This is a genomic window from Mucilaginibacter sp. cycad4 (assembly GCF_034263275.1).
In the GTDB taxonomy this organism is placed as follows: Bacteria; Bacteroidota; Bacteroidia; order Sphingobacteriales; family Sphingobacteriaceae; genus Mucilaginibacter.
Window position 1 is genome coordinate 2,045,540 of record NZ_CP139559.1, and the last position, 22,153, is coordinate 2,067,692.

Sequence of the window (22,153 nt, forward strand, 5' to 3'; positions counted from 1 at the left end):
GCAAAGGCCTTACGCCGTTGTATGTTCAACCCATGCAACAATCGCGGTTCGGCACAATAAAGTTCCTTTATAGAAAATAATTAGAACATTAAGAAATCGCGGTTAGCACTTCTCGCCAGCCGGTAAGCTCGGGCAAACCAGGTTTGCGTTTGCCAAATAGCTGCACAATCATTTCGCCCCCGGCATCAAAAAGCTCAAGGGAGTTGATATCTCCATCGCTTGAAGGTTTAACCACATGCCATACCGAGGTCACAGCATCCATACGCAAATGCAGGTTAAATTCGGGATCAAGTACATTAAACCAAACATCCATCTCAACCAAACGGGTAACCGTACCGGTATGGATCTGGATGCAGCCCTGGTTGCCCGCAAATACCATTATTGGCACTTGTTTTGCCGAGCAGCTTTGCATTACGGTTTTAAAATCACCGGTATTTATTTGCTTTGCAAAACCGGCAGGGGCAAGCCTTAAGGCCTGTGTGCGGTTAAGGTTAAAACGCTTCAATAAGCCAAAAAACTCGTGGGTATCCTGTAAAGCTGTCCAGGCTTGTTGAAATTCAGCAACATCAATCTCTTCGTCAGGCAATGAAGGTTTGGCAGGGGCAGGGCTTGGCAATAGGGCAACCGCTTGCTGATCTGCTTTGCGGAAACGAGCGACCAGTTCCGGATATTTTTCGGTATTGCTTTTATCTGTAAGATATATTTTGTGTATCGCCACACCGTTGCCATCAAAAAATTGGAAGCTTTTAAGGTTGTTGTCCTCTGCAGCAAAGCCTAATTTCCAATGGCTCATGAATAAGCGGAGATCGATATCAGGGCCTAAAACCAAACCAGCATGCGGGCCGAATGAAACTTTCTCGTAAATGCCCTTGCGCTCGTGAACGCAATATTCGTTACGGGTGAGGGCCATTACATAACCTAAGGAGGTGATCTCTTTTAGCAGGTCCTCAAATTTATTTTCAAGAATGGTCACGTTTTCGCCAAGACCGGTCATCAGTAATTCGGCTTCGCTAACGTTAAGTGCGGCAGCTATATCCCTGATCCTTTTCCTGGGATTTTCGGCTTTGAATGCAAGATATTGTTCTTTTAATGATATGGTTTCCATATTTAATTGTATAAAGTTCTAACTATAGCTTGTGCCTGGTGTTCGATTACCTTAGGCATAATGAGTTGTTTAAGTGTGTTGGGATTGGTGAAAACATCGGCCTCGGTTTCAAAAACATCGTAAATGCTTTTGGTATTCAATATCTCGGCAGGGGAGCCGTGGTACCATTTACGTCCGTTTTTCAGCATCATGATTTGATCGGCATATTGAGCGGCAAGGTTAATATCGTGCAAAATGGCTACTACCATAAAACCTTTTTTTGCCAGCATGGCAGCCAGCGATAGCGTTTGCTGCTGATACAGGATATCCATGCCTGATACCGGCTCATCCAATAATAATAACGCTTCCGGCGTGTCCCAGATCTGGGCCAGCACACGCGCCAGGTGAACGCGCTGCTGCTCGCCGCCGGATAACGACAGAAATGAGCGTTCGGCCATGTGCGTTGTGCCGGTGATGGCCATTACCTCGTCAATAATATCCAGGTCGTGCGTTGCCGGTTTATTACCATAGTGCGGATAGCGGCCCATCTGCACTATCTCCATCGCCAAAAAATCAAGATTAATAATATTTTGCTGGTTGAGGATAGCACGTTTCAATGCCAGCTCTTTTGCCGAATAATGAATTAAAGGTTTTCCCGACAGGGAGATCGATCCGGTTGATGGTTTTTTTTCGGCGCTGAGCAAACGCATCAGCGATGATTTTCCAGCCCCGTTGGCGCCCAGGATCACCATAACCTCGCCGGGGTGCACCATAAACGATACATCTTTTACCAGGGTGTGTTTCCCGGTTGTATAAGTTACGTTTTCGACTGTAAGCATCTTATCGGGTAATTTTCTTTTTGTCTTTTATTAAAATATACAGGAAGACCGGCGTGCCCAGTAAAGCGGTTATCACACCGATAGGCAACTCGACCGGGGCAACCGCTTTGCGGGCTATCATATCGGCCAAAGTGAGGATCAGGGCACCCAATAATGCAGATGCCGGCAGTACGCGGCGGTTATCCACCCCAAATATAAGCCTCACCATGTGTGGTACCAGCAAACCAACAAAGCTGATAATGCCCGATACAGCTACCGATGCGCCAACTGCCATGGTGGCCAATACTACCACCCATCGTTTAACCCGCCCAACAGGCAAGCCCAATTGCTGCGCCTGTGTTTCGCCGAGGGCGAAGGCATTAAGCGTTTTGGCCATGGCAGGCAGAAGTATTAATGGAATAAACACAAATGGTACAAGGCATAAAACAATTTGCCATGTAGCGCCGCTAAGGCTTCCTAACAACCAAAACGTAATATTGCGTAACTGCTGATCATTGGCCATATAAGTAACTAAACCAGTTAAAGCCCCCGCAAGCGCGTTAACAGCTATGCCGGCCAGCAGCATGGTGGCTACATTGGGCCGGCCATCATTACGGGAGATTTGATAAACAACAAATGTGGCAATCCCAGCCCCTGCGAACGAGCCAAAGGCAAGTAAATAGTAACCCGGTAAATTGCCCAAACCGGCTAACAAAGCCGTTTCGGCAGCAATAATGAGTACCGCGAACAACGATGCTCCGGATGAGATCCCTATCAATCCTGGTTCGGCAAGGGGATTGCGAAAAATACCCTGTATGGCCGCGCCTGAAATACCTAAAGCCGCACCAACAAGCAGGCCCATGATTACACGCGGCATGCGCACAATGGTTAATACGGTGTCGTACTGCTCATCAACAGCTATGTTTTTAAATAGCCAAACTTTTTTTGCCAATATGAGTAACACATCCTGAAAAGGTATTTTCATGGCGCCCAAACTTAACGACAGGGCTGCTGTAAAAAAAACGCCTAAGCCTAATAATGTATAGATCAGTCCGTTTTTCATTGCAGGTTTTTGTTCAGCATTGTAATAGCCTGGTCAAGCCTTACGCTGAAGTTGATCAAAAGCTCTCCGTCCATCTGCACGATTTTTTTGTTTTTACCAGCATTGGTTTGGGCTACCCCCGGCATTTTTAATACGGCTTCAGCTCCGCCAAGGCTGCTCAATCCAAAATCGAACATCAAAATCACATCGGGGTTTGCTTCTATTAACGACTCGGTAGTGTATGGCTTAAAGTTGTCGAAACCCTGTGCCGCATTCTTACCGCCGGCTAACGATATGATAGCATCGATATTGGTGTGTTGCCCGGCAACCAGCATTACACCAGTACCGCGGGCATAAATGAATAACACTTTCGGTATTTTAGCGCTCTTTTTAACACCGGCCAATGCCTTACCTACTTTGGCCTGTGTTTGTTTAGCCAAAGCTTCACCTTTAGCCGGAACCTGGAGCGCAGCGGCTACCGCTTTAATAAAAGCTATCGGGCCACTTACAGAATAATCCTGTTTGATATTAACGAGATTGATACCGGCTGATTGCAGCTGATAGGCTATCTCTTTTGACACGCTGCCTTCCGGGGCAAGTATCAAATCGGGTTTGAACGAGATCAATCCTTCGGCAGATACTGTACGATTTTTGCTTACTTTGGGTAAGGCGACAACATAGGCCGGGTAAATACTGGTTACATCAACAGCTACGATATTTTTTCCAAAGCCTAAGGCATCGACAGTTTCGGTTAAAGCCCCGCTTAGGGTAATGATTCGCTTAGGTGCCGCTGCGTTGGCATTTATGCTGAAGCCTATCAGTAGGAGGAAGGCAATGCCTTTTATGTATTTGGTGAATAAATTCATAGTAATTGGGTGCAGGTCCGTTTTAAAGAGCGCTGTAACGGAATGTATAATTAGCCGAAGCTCCATCCGGTCCGTCTTTATAGTAGCTATCAATAATTAGTTTATAAAATTTACCGGCGGCTGTATGGATAAAGATCACCTTGCCTGGGATAGGACTGATCTGGTGGTTATCCATATTATAAGTATACCAACCATTGCCGCTTCCCCACGGAATAGCTTGCTTACCTTTTTTATAGCCCGATGCCGGTGCTTTATCGATCTTATCAAATGACGCATCTGAAACAATCTGCCCTTCGGCTGCACCTTGTACAATAATGCCGGTGTGTTGAAAAGAGATATCCCAGCCGGTTTTCGCGGTATCAGCCTCGTTTACTTCAGTTCCTTTTTCGAAATTAAAGTAGGCCATTTTATCAGCCGCATTAAGATTTTGGATTTTTTTTATAGCAGAGCTTTGCGAAAAAGCGTAGCCAATTGGCATTATTAAGCCGGTTAGCAGGAGCCTGTAACTTATTTTTTTAAGGTTGATCATGATCTGAAATTAATTTGAATGTGGCATTGATTATGCAAATCAACTATTTAATTAGACTAATTCAAAATAATAAGCAGGTTTTTATGGACTTGGTATTTTAAGAAAAAGCTAATCGTTGGCTTTTTGGTTTCTAAATAGTGTTTGTGCAAATATTTGATTTTTAGTTGTTTGTATATTACCTGTCTCTTTATTAATGTCCCCGGTTCTTGTCGTAGTTTATCTGCTCCTCCAAAAAGGGTAAAACTTTATCCTTAAACAGTAAAAGAAAATCCCGATTGCGTAAATGATTTCTCATTTCTATAAACGACTTTTGCTTTTGTTTATTTAGACTTATTAAAAATAAGCAAATGTAATTTGTATTCAATGTTTAAATTTTACCTGATGCTTTATCTCTCCTGCTTTTTAAAGTCCGCTGCCGAACCCCTTTATAAAATAAGCGGGCAGGTGAAGAGCGAACTGGGGGAGCCGGTTAATGCAGCTACTATCCTTATCAAAGAAAACTTAAGAGGCACCCAAACTGATACGGTTGGCCGTTTTATGATTGAACAGTTAAAGCAGGGCGAATACACGCTGATCATTTCAGCTGTGGGGTATGAAAAGCGCTTTCAGCAGGTTGTTATCAATAAAGCTTCTGTTAATAATTTAAGTATCCGGTTAAAGGTATCGGCACAAAACCTTAAAGAGGTAAACGTATTGGGCAAACAGGAAAGCCACGATAACCTGATCGAGTTTACCCGCACACCGATGCCCTCAACAGTGATCAGCCGAAAACAGATTGAGATGATGGGGAGCCGTCGGTTGGATGAGGTATTGAAAGAGCAAACCGGTTTGGCTATTGTGAATGATATAGGTTCGGGTGCGAGGGCGGTAGGCCTTCAGCTGCAGGGCTTTGACAGCGGCTATACCATGATCATGATAGATGGTCAGCCGATGACAGGCCGTAATTCCGGGAATTTTGACCTGTCGCGTATAACAGTTGCTAATATCGAACGGATTGAGATCATTAAAGGCGCGTCATCATGCCTGTTTGGCAGCGAGGCATTGGCCGGGGTAGTCAATATAGTTACCCGCCAAAATATATCACAAAGCCAGGGATTGGCCAGTTTACGCTATGGCAGTTTTAATACGTTGGATGCAACACTGGAAGGTGAAACACCTTTTACAGGCGGCAGGGGCTCGGGTTATATATCCGGTAATTATTACCGTACCGATGGTTTTAACGCCAACCCTTACCTGAGCGAAGGTAAAACGGCACCACCTTATGATAGCTATACCATACAGGGAAGGGGCAGGTACACTTTAAGTAAAATGAATGCGCTTAATATAACAGGCAGGTATGCGGTGCGTAATTCGGTTAATCAAACTGCTTACAATACGGTGCCAACCCGCGATGTGCTGGTTGAAAGGGACCTGAATGCGTCGGCTATTTTAAATACAAATTTTAAGAGTGGCCTGCGTTTAAAAACGCAATATTACCTTACCCGTTACGCTACCGATCAAAACATTACCAACCTGGCCAACAGCCAGGTTATACCTGCCAACAACTTTGTGCAATACCTGCATCGCGGCGAATTACAGGCCTCCCAAACCTACTGGGGTACTATGGTGCTTACAGGTGGTACGGGTATCCAGTACGAAACGATGAATAACAACCTGTACAGCGGGGTTAAAAGCCAGTCAACAGCCTTTGCTTATGGGCAGGCCGACTGGAAACTGAGTGATGAACTGGGCCTAACCGGTGGTGTGCGAGGTGAGCGCCATAGCCGTTACGGTAGCAGCCTCAACCCAAGTTTTGGTGTAAAATATCGGCCTGCGAAAGCACTCACTTTAAAGGCGGCGATAGCAACCGGCTTTAAAACACCCGATTTCAGACAGCTATACCTCAATTTTACCAATTTGGCAGGCGGTGGCTATACCGTTTTAGGTACCGATGTTTTCGCCGCCGAACTTCAGAAACTACAGGATGCCGGGCAGATAGCAACAGTATTTGCCAATGCAGCTAAAGTAAACACACTTAAACCCGAGCGGTCTGTGGCCTATAGCGCCGGCTTTACTTTGCAGCTAAGCGCCAGTGTAAAGGCGGATGTAAATGGCTTTTATAATAACGTACGCAACTTTATCAATACCGACCAGGTGGCTTCAAAAAAAGGCGGCCAGCAGGTGTTCTCTTATTTTAATATAGATCGTGCTTTTCTGATCGGTGCCGATGTTGGTCTGAGTTGGAGGGTGGTTCGCGGGTTTAATGTGTCGGCAGGCTATCAACTGCTTTATGCGAAAGATAGGGGCGTTATTGATTCGATCAAAGCAGGCAGAGGCAATTATGCCGGGGTATATGATACCAATACCGGTCAAACCCGCCGCTCAAAAACATCCGACTATTTCGGGTTGAATAACCGTTCCCGGCACATGGCAAACATAAAGTTTACTTATGAATACGAACCCAAAGGCATCACCGGCACTTTCAGGGTTAACTACCGGGGCAAGTATGGTTTCCAGGAGGCAAACCTGCCCAACGGATTTCTTGACCCGTATGACACCTATGTATCCAGCTTTTTCCTGTTCAACGCATCGGTGCAAAAAAAACTGATGAACAATCACTTTTCGGTACAGCTGACTGCCGACAACATCTTTAACTACCGTGATCAACTGATGCCGGCCCAAAGCGGGCGTACCATTATGCTTGGCCTTAACTATCGATTTTTTAAACAACAATAAACTATGATGAAACTAATATCAACCTATAAAAACCATTATCAAATGCTGCTCATCGCCCTGGCTGTGGTTACCGCTCTTAGCTCATGCACAAAGGAGCAGGTAAAACCACAGCTCCAGGATGGCAGCAGCACGGTAGTTGCCGATTTGCCTGGTGATGTTGGCAGCACCATTAATACAGGCTTTAAAACTTTCTATTTCAGCTTTTCTACTAATGGTAAAGTTGATAGTACAGCCAAGCAAAGCTCCTTATGGGATCTCTCTTTTGGACGTGAATACAATTCATATATAGGGATTAACAACGGTACCAACCCGGGAAGCTACGGATTTGGCGGACAAGGAAAAGGGGTTTTAATCGCTGTTAACCAGGCTTACGATCTTGTGAAGGAAGCGCCATCTGATGCCGATTTCACCGGTAAAGGTGTAACCTCGGTTGGCTGGGATCCGGGTAACGGCTCGGGATGGTATTTCTATGATCTAAAAACACACATAGCAGTCCCTGTAAAAGGCCGAACCTTTGTATTGCGCACTGCCGAAGGTAAATACGCCAAGCTTGAACTGGTAAGTATGTATAAAGGTGCGCCCGCTGTAGTAACCGATTTAAACTGGCCATCTCCTTATTTCACGTTCCGCTACTTTGTTCAGCAGGATGGCAGCAGGAATTTATCAACCAAAAATTAAAACAATTAATCATGAAAGTCATAAATATATTTCAAAAGCGTGCTGCTACAAGTATTTTAATGCTTGCTGTGTTAGCATTAACCTTTACTGCATGCAAAAAAAATGATGCGGTAACGCCTGATCCCACACCTGTTGCCCCAATAAGGGATGCCGACAAGGTGCCTTACTACAAATTGCAGCGGGTTGAAAACCTGGCAGCACAAACCGATGATCAAAACCCTACAACGCCTAAAACAGAAATCCTATTTAGCCTTGATTATAAAAAAGAACAGCCGGCAAGCTACGCTAAAACCTCATTTTGGGATATCTCATTAAGTGGACTTTATAACAGCTTTTTAGGCGGTAACAATAATACCGATGCAACAAACTCCGGTTACCAGGGACCTGGCAAAGGGGGGATCACCATTGTGCAGCAGACCTTTGATGATGTAACTGCTATCCCTGCGACTGCTGATTTTAACACAGGTAAAGGCCTGATAGGTACAGATGACAAGGGAAGCTTCGGTACAGGCACCGGCTGGTACCTGTATGATTTTGGCGGAACAGTGGTTGGCGATGGCAGCGCTACCAAAGTACATGTAGCTTATGCACTGGGCAATCCGCTCAAGCTGGCCGACGGTAGTACCCTGGCTGCACGAACCATCATTGTTAAAACCGCTTCGGGCGATTATGCGAAGATCAAAATGATCAGTTGCTACAAGGACGTTTTTACGCCCGACCAGATGTTTACCGATACCCCGCACATGTACTTCACTTTTGAATATGTAATAGTACCTGCCGGAAGCACAAAATTTGAGATCAAATAGACCCTATACTTACACTATGAAAATCAAATACTTCTACTTATTGCTCGCCGGCCTTATTACCGTATTTGCTGCCTGTAAAAAAACAATCTATCCCGATGCGCTGCCCCAAAACAAGATCCTGGAATATAAGGTGGTGAACGTACAGGATACGGTGATCTACGGTTCGGTTGATAATATTGAAAATACCATAACCGTGTACATTCCTTACTATTATGGCCTAACGGTTATTGAACCTAAAATCACTTTAGATGCCAACGCTGCCCTTACAGCTACAGCGCAGCCAGTGAGTGTTGATAACAACGGGCAAACCTACACGGTAAAAGGAGGGGATGGCACGACACGTACTTACAAGCTGAATATTATACAGCAAAATACTGCCAGCCTTACCTTAAACTGGTTTGAGCTTGACCCCAGGGCTATTCCTAATGGTCAACTCACATTGATCAGCGGTAATTTTTTGAGTACGGGTACAGCATCGCTAAAAGTAACACTCTTAAACACTGCTACTAATAAAACTGTATTTGGCGATTTGAGCACTGCGCAGATCGTTACCAACGCCGATAGTTACGGCGACACTTATATACTGGGTATCAAAGCGCCTTTGGATATTGATAGTGGCCGTTATAATGTCCAGGTAGATTATCTTGGCCATTCGGTGAAAATGGATAAACCGCTAAGGGTTTACTACAACCGCCCGCAAATTGCAACTACGTTTAATACGCAAACTGTAGCAGCCGGTGATTCCATCAGTTTTATTAACCAGGCAGATGTATTTATCGACCTGAAATCGGTGAAAGCTACGATAAGCGGACAGGCTTATGATTTCCCTGTTCAAACCAGCACCCGCACAAAGATTGTGATCAAAGTTCCTGAAGGTTTGCCTGCCGGCAGCTGGGGCAGCACGCCTTTTAGTTTTCAGTTTGGCAACTGGCAGCCGGTAGTAACCAATGTGCCGCTGGTGGTTAAATCCAACACCGGCGGTTAAAACATTAAACGCTGCGCACACGGAGGCGGATTATAATCAACCCTATGTTTAACCATAAAACCGAAGCCTATGTAAACATCAAAGCCCCGAAAAACACAAAAACCGGCAGGTAAATTCTCGCAAACCACCTGCCGGTCAAGATCAATGCGCTTTATAAGACTTGTAAAACATTATCCTGGACGATAATGAAGGCCTTACAGCGTTCAACATGCGAATTAAATAAAAATTTAATTTAAAAACACAATTACCATGATTTCAATAATCAAAAACCTGTCAAAAACAGCTGTTGCTGTAATCACTGTATCAGTAATATTTTCATCTTGCCAAAAAAACAATAGCGATAGCGTAAAACCTTTGCCCGCTGCAAACCAAAGTGCAACAGTAACCGGCGTTACTACAACATTATTAACCGGTGACTATGGAAGCCCAACACCTGCACCAGGCACATATGGCACAAAATATCTGAATATTGCCAATGGTGCACAGGACTCAACCGGTGCTATTACTTATCATTTAACTTTTACTTCAACAAATAACCTGGCAATGGCAGCAAAATCAGGCTATACACTCAAATATTTAAATACTACTAAAACACTTAATACTATTAACAACAGTGATTATACCGCTGCAACCACTGTATCAACCACATTGGGGTTAAATACCTCTACCGATTCCCTTAATAACCCGGTTGGCGCAAACGGATGGTTAAATTACAACATCACTACCCATGCGGTAAACTACACACATAATGTAGTATTGTTCCTTAGCACCGGAACCACCATTTATGCTTTCCAATGCTATGCTGCTGATGGCCAGGGTTCAGCTACGTTAAACAGGGGCCGTTACTGGTTCCGTAGAGGTACTTTGATCAATTAAGTTAAAAGTCCTGTTGTAAATAACATCAAAGAGATAGTGCCTGGCCATCTGATCCGGGTCAGGTGCTTCTCTTTAATGATTATCACTATTAAAAAATGATTAAAATCAAACCAATACTTTATTTATCTCTTGTCGTTTCGCTTTTGCTCTTGCTGGCCTCCTGTAAAAAAGAGTATGTAAAAACAGCATACAACAACGTAGAAGAATTTACCATTGCAGATTCCGCCGGAAATAAACTCAAAGCTTCCATTGTGGGCGACAGTATAAGGGTTTACTGGCCTCCGTTTCAAACTGTTCCTGTTAATGTTACGCCTCAAATTTCGGTTTCTTCGGGAGCCGGTATCAGTCCTGCATCGGGCACAAGTGTTGCCTTTAAAAGAGGAACTGCCTATACGGTTACTGCACAGGATGGCAGTAAAAAAACTTACTTTCTATTGCCGATGATCAATCAGCCTGCACTGGTTTTTGAAGTTGCTGCCGGTTATGAGTTTACCATACCTTATTTTTCAATACAGGGGCAATATTTTATTCCTGATACCAATCAAACTAAATTATACCTGGTCAATAGCGGCAATAAAAGCATTCCCCTTAGCTTGAAAAACGCTTCGAGGTTCAATTCTCTTGGCATTGTGGTCAACCTGCCTGTAGATGGCAGTATAGATACGGGTTTTTATAAGATAAAATTAGTAAGCGGGCAAAATATTATTACCAAAGGCCCTTATCATTTTGGCCGTCCTCAATTTTTGTCAAGCCTTGTTACCTGTACATTTAACGAAGCCGGAAAATCGCTTAAGGCCGGAAACGAAATAAGTTTCAACTATACATTTTCCAATTTAGCTAAAAAATACTTTACGGGTAAGTTCGTGAATGCACAGCTTTTGGTAAGGCCTCCAAACGGAGCAGATGATGGCTCTGAAGATCTCTTTTATGAAGTACCGCTTACCCGGCTAACCCAAAACGTAATTCATTTTAAACTGCCGGATGACGTTTCAAATGGGAAGATCTCCCTGATCATATTGCCGTTTGAATTGGAAAACGGAGAGAGGCCGGCTGCATATGTATGGGATGCCGCTACAGAACCTGCTACCTCTATTATAAATTAAGGGAATCATAAAATGCGGATATTAAAAGCTCTCGAAATTATAGTACTTGCTGCCGGTTTGTCGGCATGCAGAAAAAGTGCTGTTGTTACTCCTGAGCTTCCTGTTTCGCCAACTACAGGTACCCGCGCCCAGTTTACACTTGATTCTATTTATTTGTATGCCAAACAAATTTACCTCTGGAGTGATGCATTACCATCATATGCTGCCTTTAATCCGAGGAAATACGCATCGGATTTGCAAGTATTGAACGCGTTTAATGCCGAACTTTTTGATTTATCGCAATTAAAGGTTAACCCGCAAACCAGTCTTAAATATGAGGAGCCGGTAACCCCGGGTTCGCCAAAATATTCATTCCTTACGGAGCTGGGCAGTAACGGTTCGCTGGCTGCTGTCGGGGCTCCGGTATTGAATGCTGTGTTAAAAGATACAGTGGTTAGCAAAAATGTCGCCTATGTTGCGTTGGGCTCGTTTCCCCAATTAAATACTTGTAAGGACTTGCTTGATGCTGCGTTCGCTACGCTTAAAACCGCTAACCCCAGGCAGCTCGTAATTGACTTGAGGTACAACGGCGGCGGTTTTGTTGAAACAGCCGAGTATGTTGCCAACTTGATAGCACCATCAGCATTAAACGGAAAGGTGATGTTTTCTGAGCAATATAATGCCTTGCTACAGGCATCAGGCGCTACCACACTTAAAAATCAAACTTACTATGACGCCAACGGCAATACGGTAATTTACAAAGGTCGTACGGCTACCCTGTCCGATGTTGACTACACCGAAGCGGGAAACACGCATCATTTCAATAAGCAAAGCGGTATGGAAACGGTAAAGGATATTTATTTCATAACCTCTGCTGCTACTGCTTCGGCAAGTGAGTTGCTCATCAGCGCCCTGAAGCCTTATTTTAATGTGAAGCTTGTCGGCGGCACCACCTATGGAAAGCCCGTTGGTTTTTTCCCGGTTAAGATAGATGTGTACAATGTTTATTTATCAGGCTTCCTGATCCGTAACGCGCAGGGCTGGTCTGAATATTTTCAGGGGATCCCCGCAGATGTTGAAATAACGCCGGAAGGAGGGCCTGTGCTGGGGGACCCTAATGAAGCCTGTTTGAGCGCTGTACTGGAGTTGATTAATGGTACGTCGTTAAGCACAGTGCAACAACAGGCAAATAATAAAACGGTACAAATAGCTTCCGTATTTAAATCAAGTCCGGCTGGTAGCATAATAAAACAGGACGGAATGATCGAGAACAGATTAAAACTAAAGAAATAATTAATACACCAGGAGATAAACTCCTACATAAAAAAATGACATATGTTAAGCACAACTATTAAAGAGGCTACCAAAGAAGCCCATCAGCAATTAGAAAAAAAAGTAGTTCAGAAATTAAAAGCGATCCGCAGTAACCAGGATTATGCCGATTTACTGAGGCATTTTTATGCCTACTTCAATCACCTGGAAAAAGTAATTGCGCCTTTTATTACCGTTGATGTTTTACCGGATCATGCACAACGCAGAAATTCATCATTCCTTAAAAGCGATATAGAAGCATTGGGTGGAGATATCAACAGCCTGCCTGAAACAACAGTCCCTGAAATTAATAACCTGATCCAGGCGCTTGGCGCTTTGTACGTAATGGAAGGCTCCATTATGGGTGGAAGCATTATTGTACAGATGCTGGCCAAAGGCGGCATTACCGGGGGCGTATCGTTCTTTTCAGGTTACGGACCCGCAACCGGCCAAATGTGGGGTGCTTTTATTTCGATATTGAATGCAAGCGCCGCCAACGATGAAGAAGAAACTACTGCTGCGCATACCGCAAATGATACATTTAATCACTTCGCTGCAGTGTTTGCCGAAACAAGAACAGCCGATTAACGGATAACCGGCCGTTGCGCTGCATATTGGATATTAAACCCATTTTAAGTTTACCTGTATTGAAATTGTAATGAAGATAAAGTCGAAGATTGAAGGTTTTGATGAATGGTTGTTTATTGAGGAACTGCCCGACGCTTATTCGCCCGGTTCACAGCTTTCAGAAAAACATATCTCGATAAAGCGCGAGCCTGTAAAAAAACTATTTTATTATCAGCTAAGCTCGGGTGGGTTGTTTTTGCTTCATTCCAATATGCAGTTTAATGAGCATGTACGCATCTTATCGGAAGTGGAGGGCGAAACCATTACCTCGCAATTTATATTTTACGAATCGGGTAGCACGCCTCCAAAATTATTAAAGAAAGGCATTTATGGCAATAACCGCCACAATATTCGCTACATACCCTCATCAAAAGGCAAATATGAAGTTGTGCCCGATATGGAGTATAGCTACTTTTTAATGGTGCTTTCCAAAGAGTATTATTTTCATTTGATCGACAGGCATGCCCTTATCCATTCATCATTTGTATCGGCCATTATGGAGGGTAAATACACATCACTTGCCGCACAGGACCTGGCCGTAACTCCCGAAATGAAAAGGGTGATCACCGATATCTGCGAATGCAAAAAAACAGGTGAGCTTAAAAAGTTTTACACTGAATCAAAAGTTCTTGAACTGCTGATGCTGCAGCTTGAGCAAATGCAGAAGCAAGGGGAGGACGAAAACAGTTTGCAGATAAAAACCGATGACCTTGAAAAGTTGTACCAGGCAAAGGAATTATTGGATAAAGTTTATGTTAACCCGCCAACCATAAAAAAACTCTCAAGGCTCATCAGCCTGAACGAATTTAAACTGAAGCAGGGTTTTAAAGCTTACTATGGTACAACAATTTACGGATATATCACAAGATTAAGGATGGAAACCGCCAAAAAAATGATCATCGACGATCATAAAAGTATCGGCGAGGTATCTCATGCCATCGGTTTTAAACACCAGGCGCACTTAACAAGTGCCTTCAAAAAATATTACGGCATTTTGCCCAGCGAAGTGAAATTAACGGTGTAACGCCGTCAGATATTGAATATTACATTGGGTAAGGACAAGTGATTGCTACCGACTGTTAGAGACATTTGGCATAAAAGCAGGATCGCAATTATTTAATTGTTATTATTTATTGTTTACGATGATGTTGCGATATAATATTCTCTATTAAGATGTTGTCAGGATCGCAGGCTCCAGTTGATGACCAACTTGTGCAAGTTCATACCCAACACTTACCGGTCGCATATCACAAACCGTTTTGTAACGAGGTGATTTAGTTCAAGGTACTTTAATTCGTTAGGCGGTACTTTATATCCCATCAATGTGCCTGAGCAAGGCCATAAAACCGCAAACGCCGCTTCAAAACAGTTCAGTTTTTGAAAATATTAAATTCGTTAGTCGCAGGATTACGCCGGATGATCTTCAACCGGATGTTAATAAAAAATATTTCAATCGGGATTTTGAGACCAAGGCCCACATACCTCCCAAATATCGCAAGTGAGAGGGCCTTGTATTTCCAAAATTCTGTAAATACGAATGAAGGTAATAGTCCGATCATTGTTATGAAAGAATATAAATGCCTGCGCTTTTGACATTTCATTTTCAGCGATTGCAAATATTAATGATTTGAAGTTAAGCAGAATCGGCTGCCCGTTTTCGTTGCATATTTTAATATCAGCGAAAATCGGCTTATATAAAGATAATTTATAAAAAAGTAGGAAGCCCTCAGGAATTAAATTTGTAGGGCAGATGAAATACAGGCGTTTTAACGCACTTGTTCTGTCAATATAAAACAGCAGCTCACAAAGATTTTTTTAACTCATTTAACCGATAGCGCGGATTGGATAAGCTATGCCCTTTGTTTGCGATGCCCTGTACCTAAACTGTTTTGAAATATTAAAAAAACCACTAAAAATGCAATACATGACATGAACAAAACAAACAGGCGGATCCGCAATGAACCGAACGTTGCACCCGCACACATCACTAATATTTAGCAAACATTCAACGTACAATAAACCCCAAACACATGAGAAAACTTATACTATACCTTATGCTGTGCTGCATATCCTGTAGTTTCCTTAACCCTGTTTACGCTCAAACTAATGGCGTTATAGTGCAGGGAAAGGTAAAAGATACAGAAGGAAAAGCAATAGCCGGCGCAACAGTCTCCGAAAAAGGAATTCCGGCCAACGGGACTGTAACTGACATGGAAGGCCGGTTTCAACTTAAACTTAAAGGCAATTCAAATACAATTATTATCAGTTTGATAGGTTACAAACGGATTGAAGCCAAAGCGGGCGACAAAAATACATCATATACGCTACAAGTGGATGAACAGTCATTAAACGATGTAGTTGTGGTTGGTTATCAAAGTCAAAGCAGGAGGGAAGTTACCGCAGCGGTATCATCGATAAAAGGCAAGGATATTGCCAACATACCGCAAGCCAGCTTTGACCAGATGCTGCAGGGGCGGCTGCCCGGTGTGAGCGTGTTGTCAAGCACCGGTGAGTTAGGAGCGAAAACGAATATCGTTATCCGCGGATCAACCAATGTTGACTTTGGCAATGCCAATGGGGGCAATTCAGGCCCATTATATGTTATTGACGGGGTTATATTTGATGTAAACGCAATAGGAACAGCATATGGCAATAATAACCCGCTTGCATTAATTAACCCCGCCGATATTGAATCGATAGATGTATTGAAGGATGCATCGGCTGCCGCTATTTATGGTGCAAGAGGCGGTAATGGTGTCATTATCGTAAAAACAAAACAAGCCAAAAGAGGTAAGCCGCAGGTATCAATTTCGGCATTTGCAGGCGTAACAACGTCGCCTAATTTAATTAAAGTTACCACCGGTGCGGCAGAACGCGCTTTAAAGCTAAAATTACTGCAAGGGCAGCTGGGTTATAATAACATACAGCAAGGCGTAATCCCGAGGGCATTAACAGATAGTTTAAATCCTGCTTTTAACAATGATGTAGACTGGCAGGGATTATTGATCAGGAAAACAACGGTAGTGAATAGCCAGAGTGCCGCTGTCGCGGGTTACGCTGGCACAACATCATACCGTTTATCGGTAAACCATTACAACGAGCAGGGTGTACTTAACGGTTATGGACTTGAAAAAATTACGCCTCATTTAAACCTTACCATCCAGCCGCTCAAAAAAATGTCTATCGCGGTTGACTTGTTGATGAGTTCACAAAGACAGAGCCATGGTGTAGGCGGCGCGGGCGCCTATTTGTTTACAGCCTGGAACTTTCCGAGCTCGTTGTTGCAGCTTAGTCCGGAGCAGGTTGCTGTTTACAGCGGGAAGACCCATTATTATGATGATAACCGGACATTTACCATTGTTGGTTCGGTTCACCTGACAGATACTTTAGCAAAAAACCTGACATTCAACAGTACCTACGGGTCAACAAATTATACCGACAAATACGATTATTTTTCGCCGCAGATACTTAATGGTACGTTGAACACCGCTTACAGTACCGTAAGCAGCAGCCCGTCATGGTCATTTGAAAACCTATTGCAATACAACAAGGATTTTGGGAAACACCGGTTTGTTTTTGCAGTGGGCGCATCGTTGTACAGTTATGAAAATAATTATAATTACTCGTCTGCAGCAGGTATCAATGTTTCAGGAATATACTCTGTGCAAACCGTACCTGCGGGTATCAACCTCAATACTAATACCAGCTATTCGCGTAAAACTACCGAATCATATTATGGCAGGCTTAATTATGATTATGCGGGCAAATACCTGTTTACGGCAAGTTTCCGGCGCGATGCTACGTCTATTTATAGTCCGCAGTACCGTTGGGGCACATTCCCGGCTATGGCTATCGGGTGGATAGCATCTGACGAGCCGTTTTTTACCCCGATAAAAAAAGTAGTTAACTTTTTAAAATTTAGGGCCAGTTACGGTATCGACGGTAAAGATCCCGGCCAGTGGTATTCAAAATACCAAACGCTGAGTACCGATGCCAGTAGTTTGGCAGGCACTAACGGAACGATTAACCCTAACGGTTATTTAGGTGGTTCCCCAAGCACGTATAATGGCACTACAGTAATTTCCCCTTTCCCGTATTATAACAACTTTTACAGTTTTGGGGTGAAATCAAGCAATAGCGTACGTTGGGAAAAAGACCACCAGGTTGATTTCGGTGCAGATATGGAGCTGTTTAACAGCCGTGTTAATATAACTGTTGATTGGTACCAGAAAGATGCGAAAGATGTATTTTTTTATAACGTGCCTGCGCAGGCCACAAGCGGTTATCAATACTACTCAGGGAATTATGTAGATATCCGTAACCATGGCCTCGAGTTTGCCGCAAACATCAACGTTATGGGGCCTAAATCTCCATTTAAATGGAATTTTAATTTTAATGTATCTATCAACCAAAACCTTGTCACCAAGCTGCCAAATAACAATAGGGACTTTCTTTTTGGCGACTCATGGTTTTATAAAACCCTTACCCTTGGCGAGCCTTTATTCAGCTACAGGGTGTTTCATACCAACGGTGTTTACGCAACCAATGCCGATGTGCCTTCAGACCCCACTACAGGTAGAAAAGAGACTTATTATGGAGTGCCGCTCCAGGCTGGCGACCCCAAATATGTTGACGTAAACGGCGATTATAATATTACCAATGATGATAAATACATTGCAGGTAACCCGAACCCTAAATATACAGGCGGGTTTGGCAGTTCCTTCAATTACAAACGTGTTACTTTGAGCTTTTTTGCCTCGTTTGTTGCGGGCAGGAAAATATTAAATGGTGCTTTATCTGATGCGCTTAATGGCACCCGCAATCTTGGCAGCTGGGGACCAGCAGCTGGCGTGGCAACCTTTACCAATACGCTTAACCAGTTTTGGCAGGTTCCCGGCGATCAGACAACTTACGCCCGCCTTGTTTACCCTAACGGTTCCCAAACTGATCCCTGGAATATCGGTACCGATTATTTTATAAGGGATGGCAGCTTTATCAAATTAAAGAACGTAACGCTTGGTTACGACCTGCCCGACAGGTGGCTTAAATCGTTGGGGCTTAAACGTGTTAATGTGTATGTAATGGGCGATAACCTGGCTATCTGGAAAAAGGCGAAAGATATAGCCGACCCCGAGTTAGTTGATGCTACAACCGGTTCGTCAAATGTGATCTATCCAACTGCCGCAAAGTATACACTGGGTTTAAATATCGATCTGTAAGCCGGATTTAATTGGGGATTGTTCGCCAATCTCCTTAAGTCAAATCATTAAAATTAAACTAACGTGAAAATGAAAGTTAAAAATCAAATATTATATATGACAGTGCTGGTGCTGTTGTTTACTTCCTGTAAAAAATTCCTTGATCAAACCCCGGTAAGCACCGCAACAGATCAAACTACCTGGAAAACAGAGGGAGATGCTAATGCCGGTGTAGCCGCAAGTTATTCGTTGCTAAGATCGGCCTTTAATGCTTCAATTGCTTATTACAGCTATGGAGACCTTACATCCGGTGAGTTTTTAACGGCCGAAGACCCATCCTTTAGCAATGTGCTTAATATGCGCTGGGGGACTGCCGTACAAAGCTCGTTTACTTATGATCCGCTTTTAAAGCTAAGGATTTACACTCCTTTCTATACCGCTGTAGCACAAAGCAACCGGTGCCTTACTTATATCAATAACATGCCTGTAACTGCGTTTACCGGCGATAATACAGCATCTCAAACAACATCGAAAAACAGGTACCTGGGCGAGGCTTATTTTACCAGGGCTTTTGCATACTTTATTATGTGCCGTGTTTGGGGGGATGTGCCGCTGGTGCTTGAAAATACTGAAGAAACGGTTTCTAAACAATACGGAAGGACATCGCAGGCTACGGTATTAAAACAAGCTATTGCCGATGCAACCAAAGCCACGCAGTATTTAAACTTAAAAGATAATTCATCAACAGACAGAGCAGTACGTGCGGATAAGGGTGCAGCCTATGCGCTGCTTGCACATATCTATGCCTGGATGGGCGATTATGACAACTGCAATACGGCTTGCGACGCGGTGATCAATTCAGGGTCATACAGTTTAATGAGTGCTGCCAATTTTATGGATATCTATAAAGGGCAGTCGCAGGAGAGTATTTTTGAAATTGCGCAGAATAATATATCTGAAAGCAGCGATGCAAACACTTATTATACACTTGCAGGCTCAACACTTACGGCTCCTTATAATAAACGTGCGGTACCTGCCTGGGTTATTGATGATAGCAAGGTTAATGCGCTTTACACCGATACTAATGACGTTCGCCTAAAAAAAGGTTTCCTGCGTTTATCAAGCGGTACAACCTCTTTTTATGAATGTATCAAATACGTTAATGTTCAAAATGTAAATGGTAATGCCAATTACCAGGTATCATTAAATAATATCGTCATTTTCAGGCTTGCCGATATTGAATTATTAAAAGCAGAAGCACTTTGCGCCAGGTCGTCTCCTGATTACGGCACTGCTTTATCATTAGTAAACAAGGTTCGTGCTGCCCGCAATGCAGCCTCCATTACGGGTGTAGCAGGTGCCGATGTTTTACAAACAGTAATTGACGAACGCGGAAGGGAATTGTTTTTGGAGGGGCACCGCTTTTATGACCTGGTGCGTCTTGAAAGGATAAATCATTTGCAGCAATTTGATAATATATCTCCCGGCGAGTTTGCTGCGGGGAAATACTACTGGCCGCTTGACCCAACATTGTTTATTAACAACTCCCAGCTTACGCAAACCGCGTTTTGGGTAGGCAAGGTAATGAATTGATAACGCGCTTAATTAAATAAACAGAAAACATGAAACACAGTATAAAAAATAATATCCTGATCATGCTGGGCCTTTTTATAGCCTGCAGTATGGCTGCCTGCAAAAAGGACGGGTATCTCACAGATGGGGGCGTAAGTAAGGCTTATACTTCATATTCTACCTATGATTATCTTAAAAATAACCAGTATCACCAGTTTGATACAGTTATTATGCTGATTGACCATTATAAGCTGAAAGATGCGGTGAACAGCGCCAAAACCTTTTTCGCATTTACAGATATGTCTGTGAACGGGCTTATGAATACATTGAAAGTTACCAGTATTGAACAGCTTAAGGATTCGGTGAGCTCTAAGCTGTTTAGCCAGTATATGTTCAACAAAACTATTACGCTTGATGATGCTACCGTAAACTCTGTTTTGTATACCAACGAGGTTGGTGCAATTGCCCCATCGGCTATTAAAAAAATAAGCACGGGCGTACCGGTTTACCTTACCAACAGCGCGCCTACCTTCAATTATTTTACGCTTGAATATGTAAAAGTAAATAGTGTGGTTGATGGTTCGCCGGGCGCTCCTGCCGATGACCCTGTAGACCTGGTTCTGCAATGTCAAACCACAGGGGTACAAACAAGTACAGGAACTACCCTGCATGTGCTGGTAAATAACGCGGCACTCAATAAATTATAGTATTGGTTTATTTTATATTAAAATCATAACAACATGCTCAAAAATAAAAAAGCGATGCTGGCGTCATTGTTATTGACAGTCGCCCTGCTCATCATATATGGTTGCCAAAAAGTACCCAAGGGTTTTATAAGCGATAATATTTTTTACAACATTAATCCTTTCACTGTTTCGCAGGGGATAACGACGGTTTCTACCGGCCTGGTAATTGATGGTTCAACAACACCCCTCAACGTTAAACTATTAGCGGTAAGGGATATGGCTACGGGTAAGGACGCTTCCGGTGTTTTGCTGAAACTGGATACTATCAGGGTATTTAAAGGCACTGTTGATTACAATGACTCAACCGAAGCATTGTTAAACCTTAAACTAAAGGACAGCACCCTTGCACCGTTTAGTATCAACGGAATAGGGGGGCGGCTCCAGTTTACACAAGCCACTAAATTTGTTCCGTTAGGGAGCTATAATTTTGATATCCAGGTTTCCAATATCCGCGGAACAAAAATCCTTAACAACGCGTGTAAAATAATTGTTCAGGGTGCCTCGCCAGATACACTCACTTATTTGGCCTACAATCAATCTGATAATAAATTTACAACCTTTGTAACCAAAGCAGCCTCGTTGCTGGATCTGAAAATAACCCATAATGCTGCCGGCCCTAATAAGATCATTTATGTATGGAAGGATAAAAACGGCCATTCCTTTAACCCGTCAAAAGGTGAAGTGATTGGACGACCGGCTCGTCCCATCTGGTCAGACTGGGATCCTTATTACCCGCAATTAAAAACGGATACTTCTTTAGAATACGGATATCCGGCCGGAGTGCCTCAAATGCCTGTTTTTAGTGCCGCGAAAAAGTACCCCGGCTTTGGTACTGCAATTACTTACTATAGCGTAGCCGGTACGCATAATGATTCGGGCTCCAACGCAAATACTACATTTACCATAAATTATAACCTTACAAAAGGAACGTTTGTTGTTGTTGTTACTATAAAAGATATTGTAAGGGTTCCATAGTATTTTCTTTAAAGTATAACTGCAAAAAGCTGATGGTTTAGTAACCATCAGCTTTTTGCAGTTATAAGGCATTTTGAATTGTCATGCTATTCAGGCGCTTACCTGTTTCTTTATTAGTGTTAATTGAACACTAATAAATAGTGTTTATACATACTGGGTTACTTATGTTCGTGTTTTTCCTTATTTTATTGTGTAAATAACACTTAATTTAAGCGGGTACTTGCAGCAAATTAACAAGTAGTG

18 protein-coding genes are annotated in these 22,153 nt (G+C 43.1%); 13 read left to right on the forward strand and 5 right to left on the reverse strand.

Annotated features, from left to right (window positions below; genetic code table 11):
- Positions 1–88: 88 nt before the first annotated feature.
- The 5 genes from SNE26_RS08275 to SNE26_RS08295 are packed head-to-tail and all read right to left on the reverse strand — an operon-like array spanning position 89 to position 4,339.
- Complete coding sequence (locus SNE26_RS08275) at positions 89–1,105, reverse strand: ChuX/HutX family heme-like substrate-binding protein (RefSeq protein ID WP_321558886.1); 1,017 nt, start codon at positions 1,103–1,105, stop codon at positions 89–91.
- Between the two features lie 2 nt (positions 1,106–1,107).
- Positions 1,108–1,923, reverse strand: coding sequence for a heme ABC transporter ATP-binding protein (locus SNE26_RS08280; RefSeq protein WP_321558887.1), 816 nt, complete (start codon positions 1,921–1,923; stop codon positions 1,108–1,110).
- 1 nt (position 1,924) lies between these two features.
- Positions 1,925–2,965, reverse strand: a complete 1,041-nt coding sequence (locus tag SNE26_RS08285) for an iron ABC transporter permease (RefSeq protein ID WP_321558888.1) — start codon at positions 2,963–2,965, stop codon at positions 1,925–1,927.
- A complete protein-coding gene (locus SNE26_RS08290) occupies positions 2,962–3,810 on the reverse strand; it encodes an ABC transporter substrate-binding protein (protein WP_321558889.1) in 849 nt (282 codons plus the stop codon). The genes SNE26_RS08285 and SNE26_RS08290 overlap by 4 nt, the downstream gene beginning before the upstream one ends.
- 22 nt (positions 3,811–3,832) lie before the next feature.
- Positions 3,833–4,339 carry an HmuY family protein gene (locus tag SNE26_RS08295; protein WP_321558890.1) on the reverse strand — a complete coding sequence of 169 codons (507 nt, stop codon included), beginning with the start codon at positions 4,337–4,339 and terminating at the stop codon, positions 3,833–3,835.
- A gap of 363 nt (positions 4,340–4,702) precedes the next feature.
- Between SNE26_RS08295 and SNE26_RS08300 the strand changes: the two genes are divergently transcribed.
- From SNE26_RS08300 to SNE26_RS08360, 13 genes are all read left to right on the forward strand, one after another.
- Positions 4,703–7,054 (forward strand): TonB-dependent receptor, encoded by a 2,352-nt coding sequence (locus SNE26_RS08300; protein ID WP_321558891.1) that lies wholly within the window; start codon positions 4,703–4,705, stop codon positions 7,052–7,054.
- A gap of 3 nt (positions 7,055–7,057) precedes the next feature.
- Entirely contained in the window at positions 7,058–7,732 is a 675-nt protein-coding gene (locus tag SNE26_RS08305) for an HmuY family protein (protein ID WP_321558892.1), read from the forward strand.
- An 11-nt stretch (positions 7,733–7,743) separates the two neighbouring features.
- The gene (locus tag SNE26_RS08310; RefSeq protein ID WP_321558893.1) at positions 7,744–8,538 is read left to right on the forward strand and encodes an HmuY family protein; all 795 of its coding nucleotides are present in this window, start codon (positions 7,744–7,746) and stop codon (positions 8,536–8,538) included.
- Between the two features lie 16 nt (positions 8,539–8,554).
- Complete coding sequence (locus SNE26_RS08315; protein WP_321558894.1) at positions 8,555–9,523, forward strand: hypothetical protein; 969 nt, start codon at positions 8,555–8,557, stop codon at positions 9,521–9,523.
- Positions 9,524–9,772: 249 nt separating this feature from the next.
- Positions 9,773–10,399, forward strand: coding sequence for a hypothetical protein (locus tag SNE26_RS08320; protein WP_321558895.1), 627 nt, complete (start codon positions 9,773–9,775; stop codon positions 10,397–10,399).
- A gap of 95 nt (positions 10,400–10,494) precedes the next feature.
- Complete coding sequence (locus SNE26_RS08325) at positions 10,495–11,502, forward strand: hypothetical protein (RefSeq protein ID WP_321558896.1); 1,008 nt, start codon at positions 10,495–10,497, stop codon at positions 11,500–11,502.
- A 12-nt stretch (positions 11,503–11,514) separates the two neighbouring features.
- Complete coding sequence (locus tag SNE26_RS08330; RefSeq protein ID WP_321558897.1) at positions 11,515–12,774, forward strand: S41 family peptidase; 1,260 nt, start codon at positions 11,515–11,517, stop codon at positions 12,772–12,774.
- 42 nt (positions 12,775–12,816) lie between these two features.
- Positions 12,817–13,380 (forward strand): biliverdin-producing heme oxygenase, encoded by a 564-nt coding sequence (locus tag SNE26_RS08335; protein ID WP_321558898.1) that lies wholly within the window; start codon positions 12,817–12,819, stop codon positions 13,378–13,380.
- Positions 13,381–13,450: 70 nt separating this feature from the next.
- Positions 13,451–14,443 carry a helix-turn-helix transcriptional regulator gene (locus tag SNE26_RS08340; RefSeq protein ID WP_321558899.1) on the forward strand — a complete coding sequence of 331 codons (993 nt, stop codon included), beginning with the start codon at positions 13,451–13,453 and terminating at the stop codon, positions 14,441–14,443.
- Between the two features lie 1,006 nt (positions 14,444–15,449).
- Complete coding sequence (locus tag SNE26_RS08345) at positions 15,450–18,638, forward strand: SusC/RagA family TonB-linked outer membrane protein (protein WP_321558900.1); 3,189 nt, start codon at positions 15,450–15,452, stop codon at positions 18,636–18,638.
- 69 nt (positions 18,639–18,707) lie between these two features.
- Positions 18,708–20,210 (forward strand): RagB/SusD family nutrient uptake outer membrane protein, encoded by a 1,503-nt coding sequence (locus SNE26_RS08350; RefSeq protein WP_321558901.1) that lies wholly within the window; start codon positions 18,708–18,710, stop codon positions 20,208–20,210.
- 29 nt (positions 20,211–20,239) lie between these two features.
- A complete protein-coding gene (locus SNE26_RS08355) occupies positions 20,240–20,896 on the forward strand; it encodes a hypothetical protein (RefSeq protein WP_321558902.1) in 657 nt (218 codons plus the stop codon).
- A 33-nt stretch (positions 20,897–20,929) separates the two neighbouring features.
- Positions 20,930–21,910, forward strand: coding sequence for a hypothetical protein (locus tag SNE26_RS08360; RefSeq protein ID WP_321558903.1), 981 nt, complete (start codon positions 20,930–20,932; stop codon positions 21,908–21,910).
- Positions 21,911–22,153 lie beyond the last annotated feature (243 nt).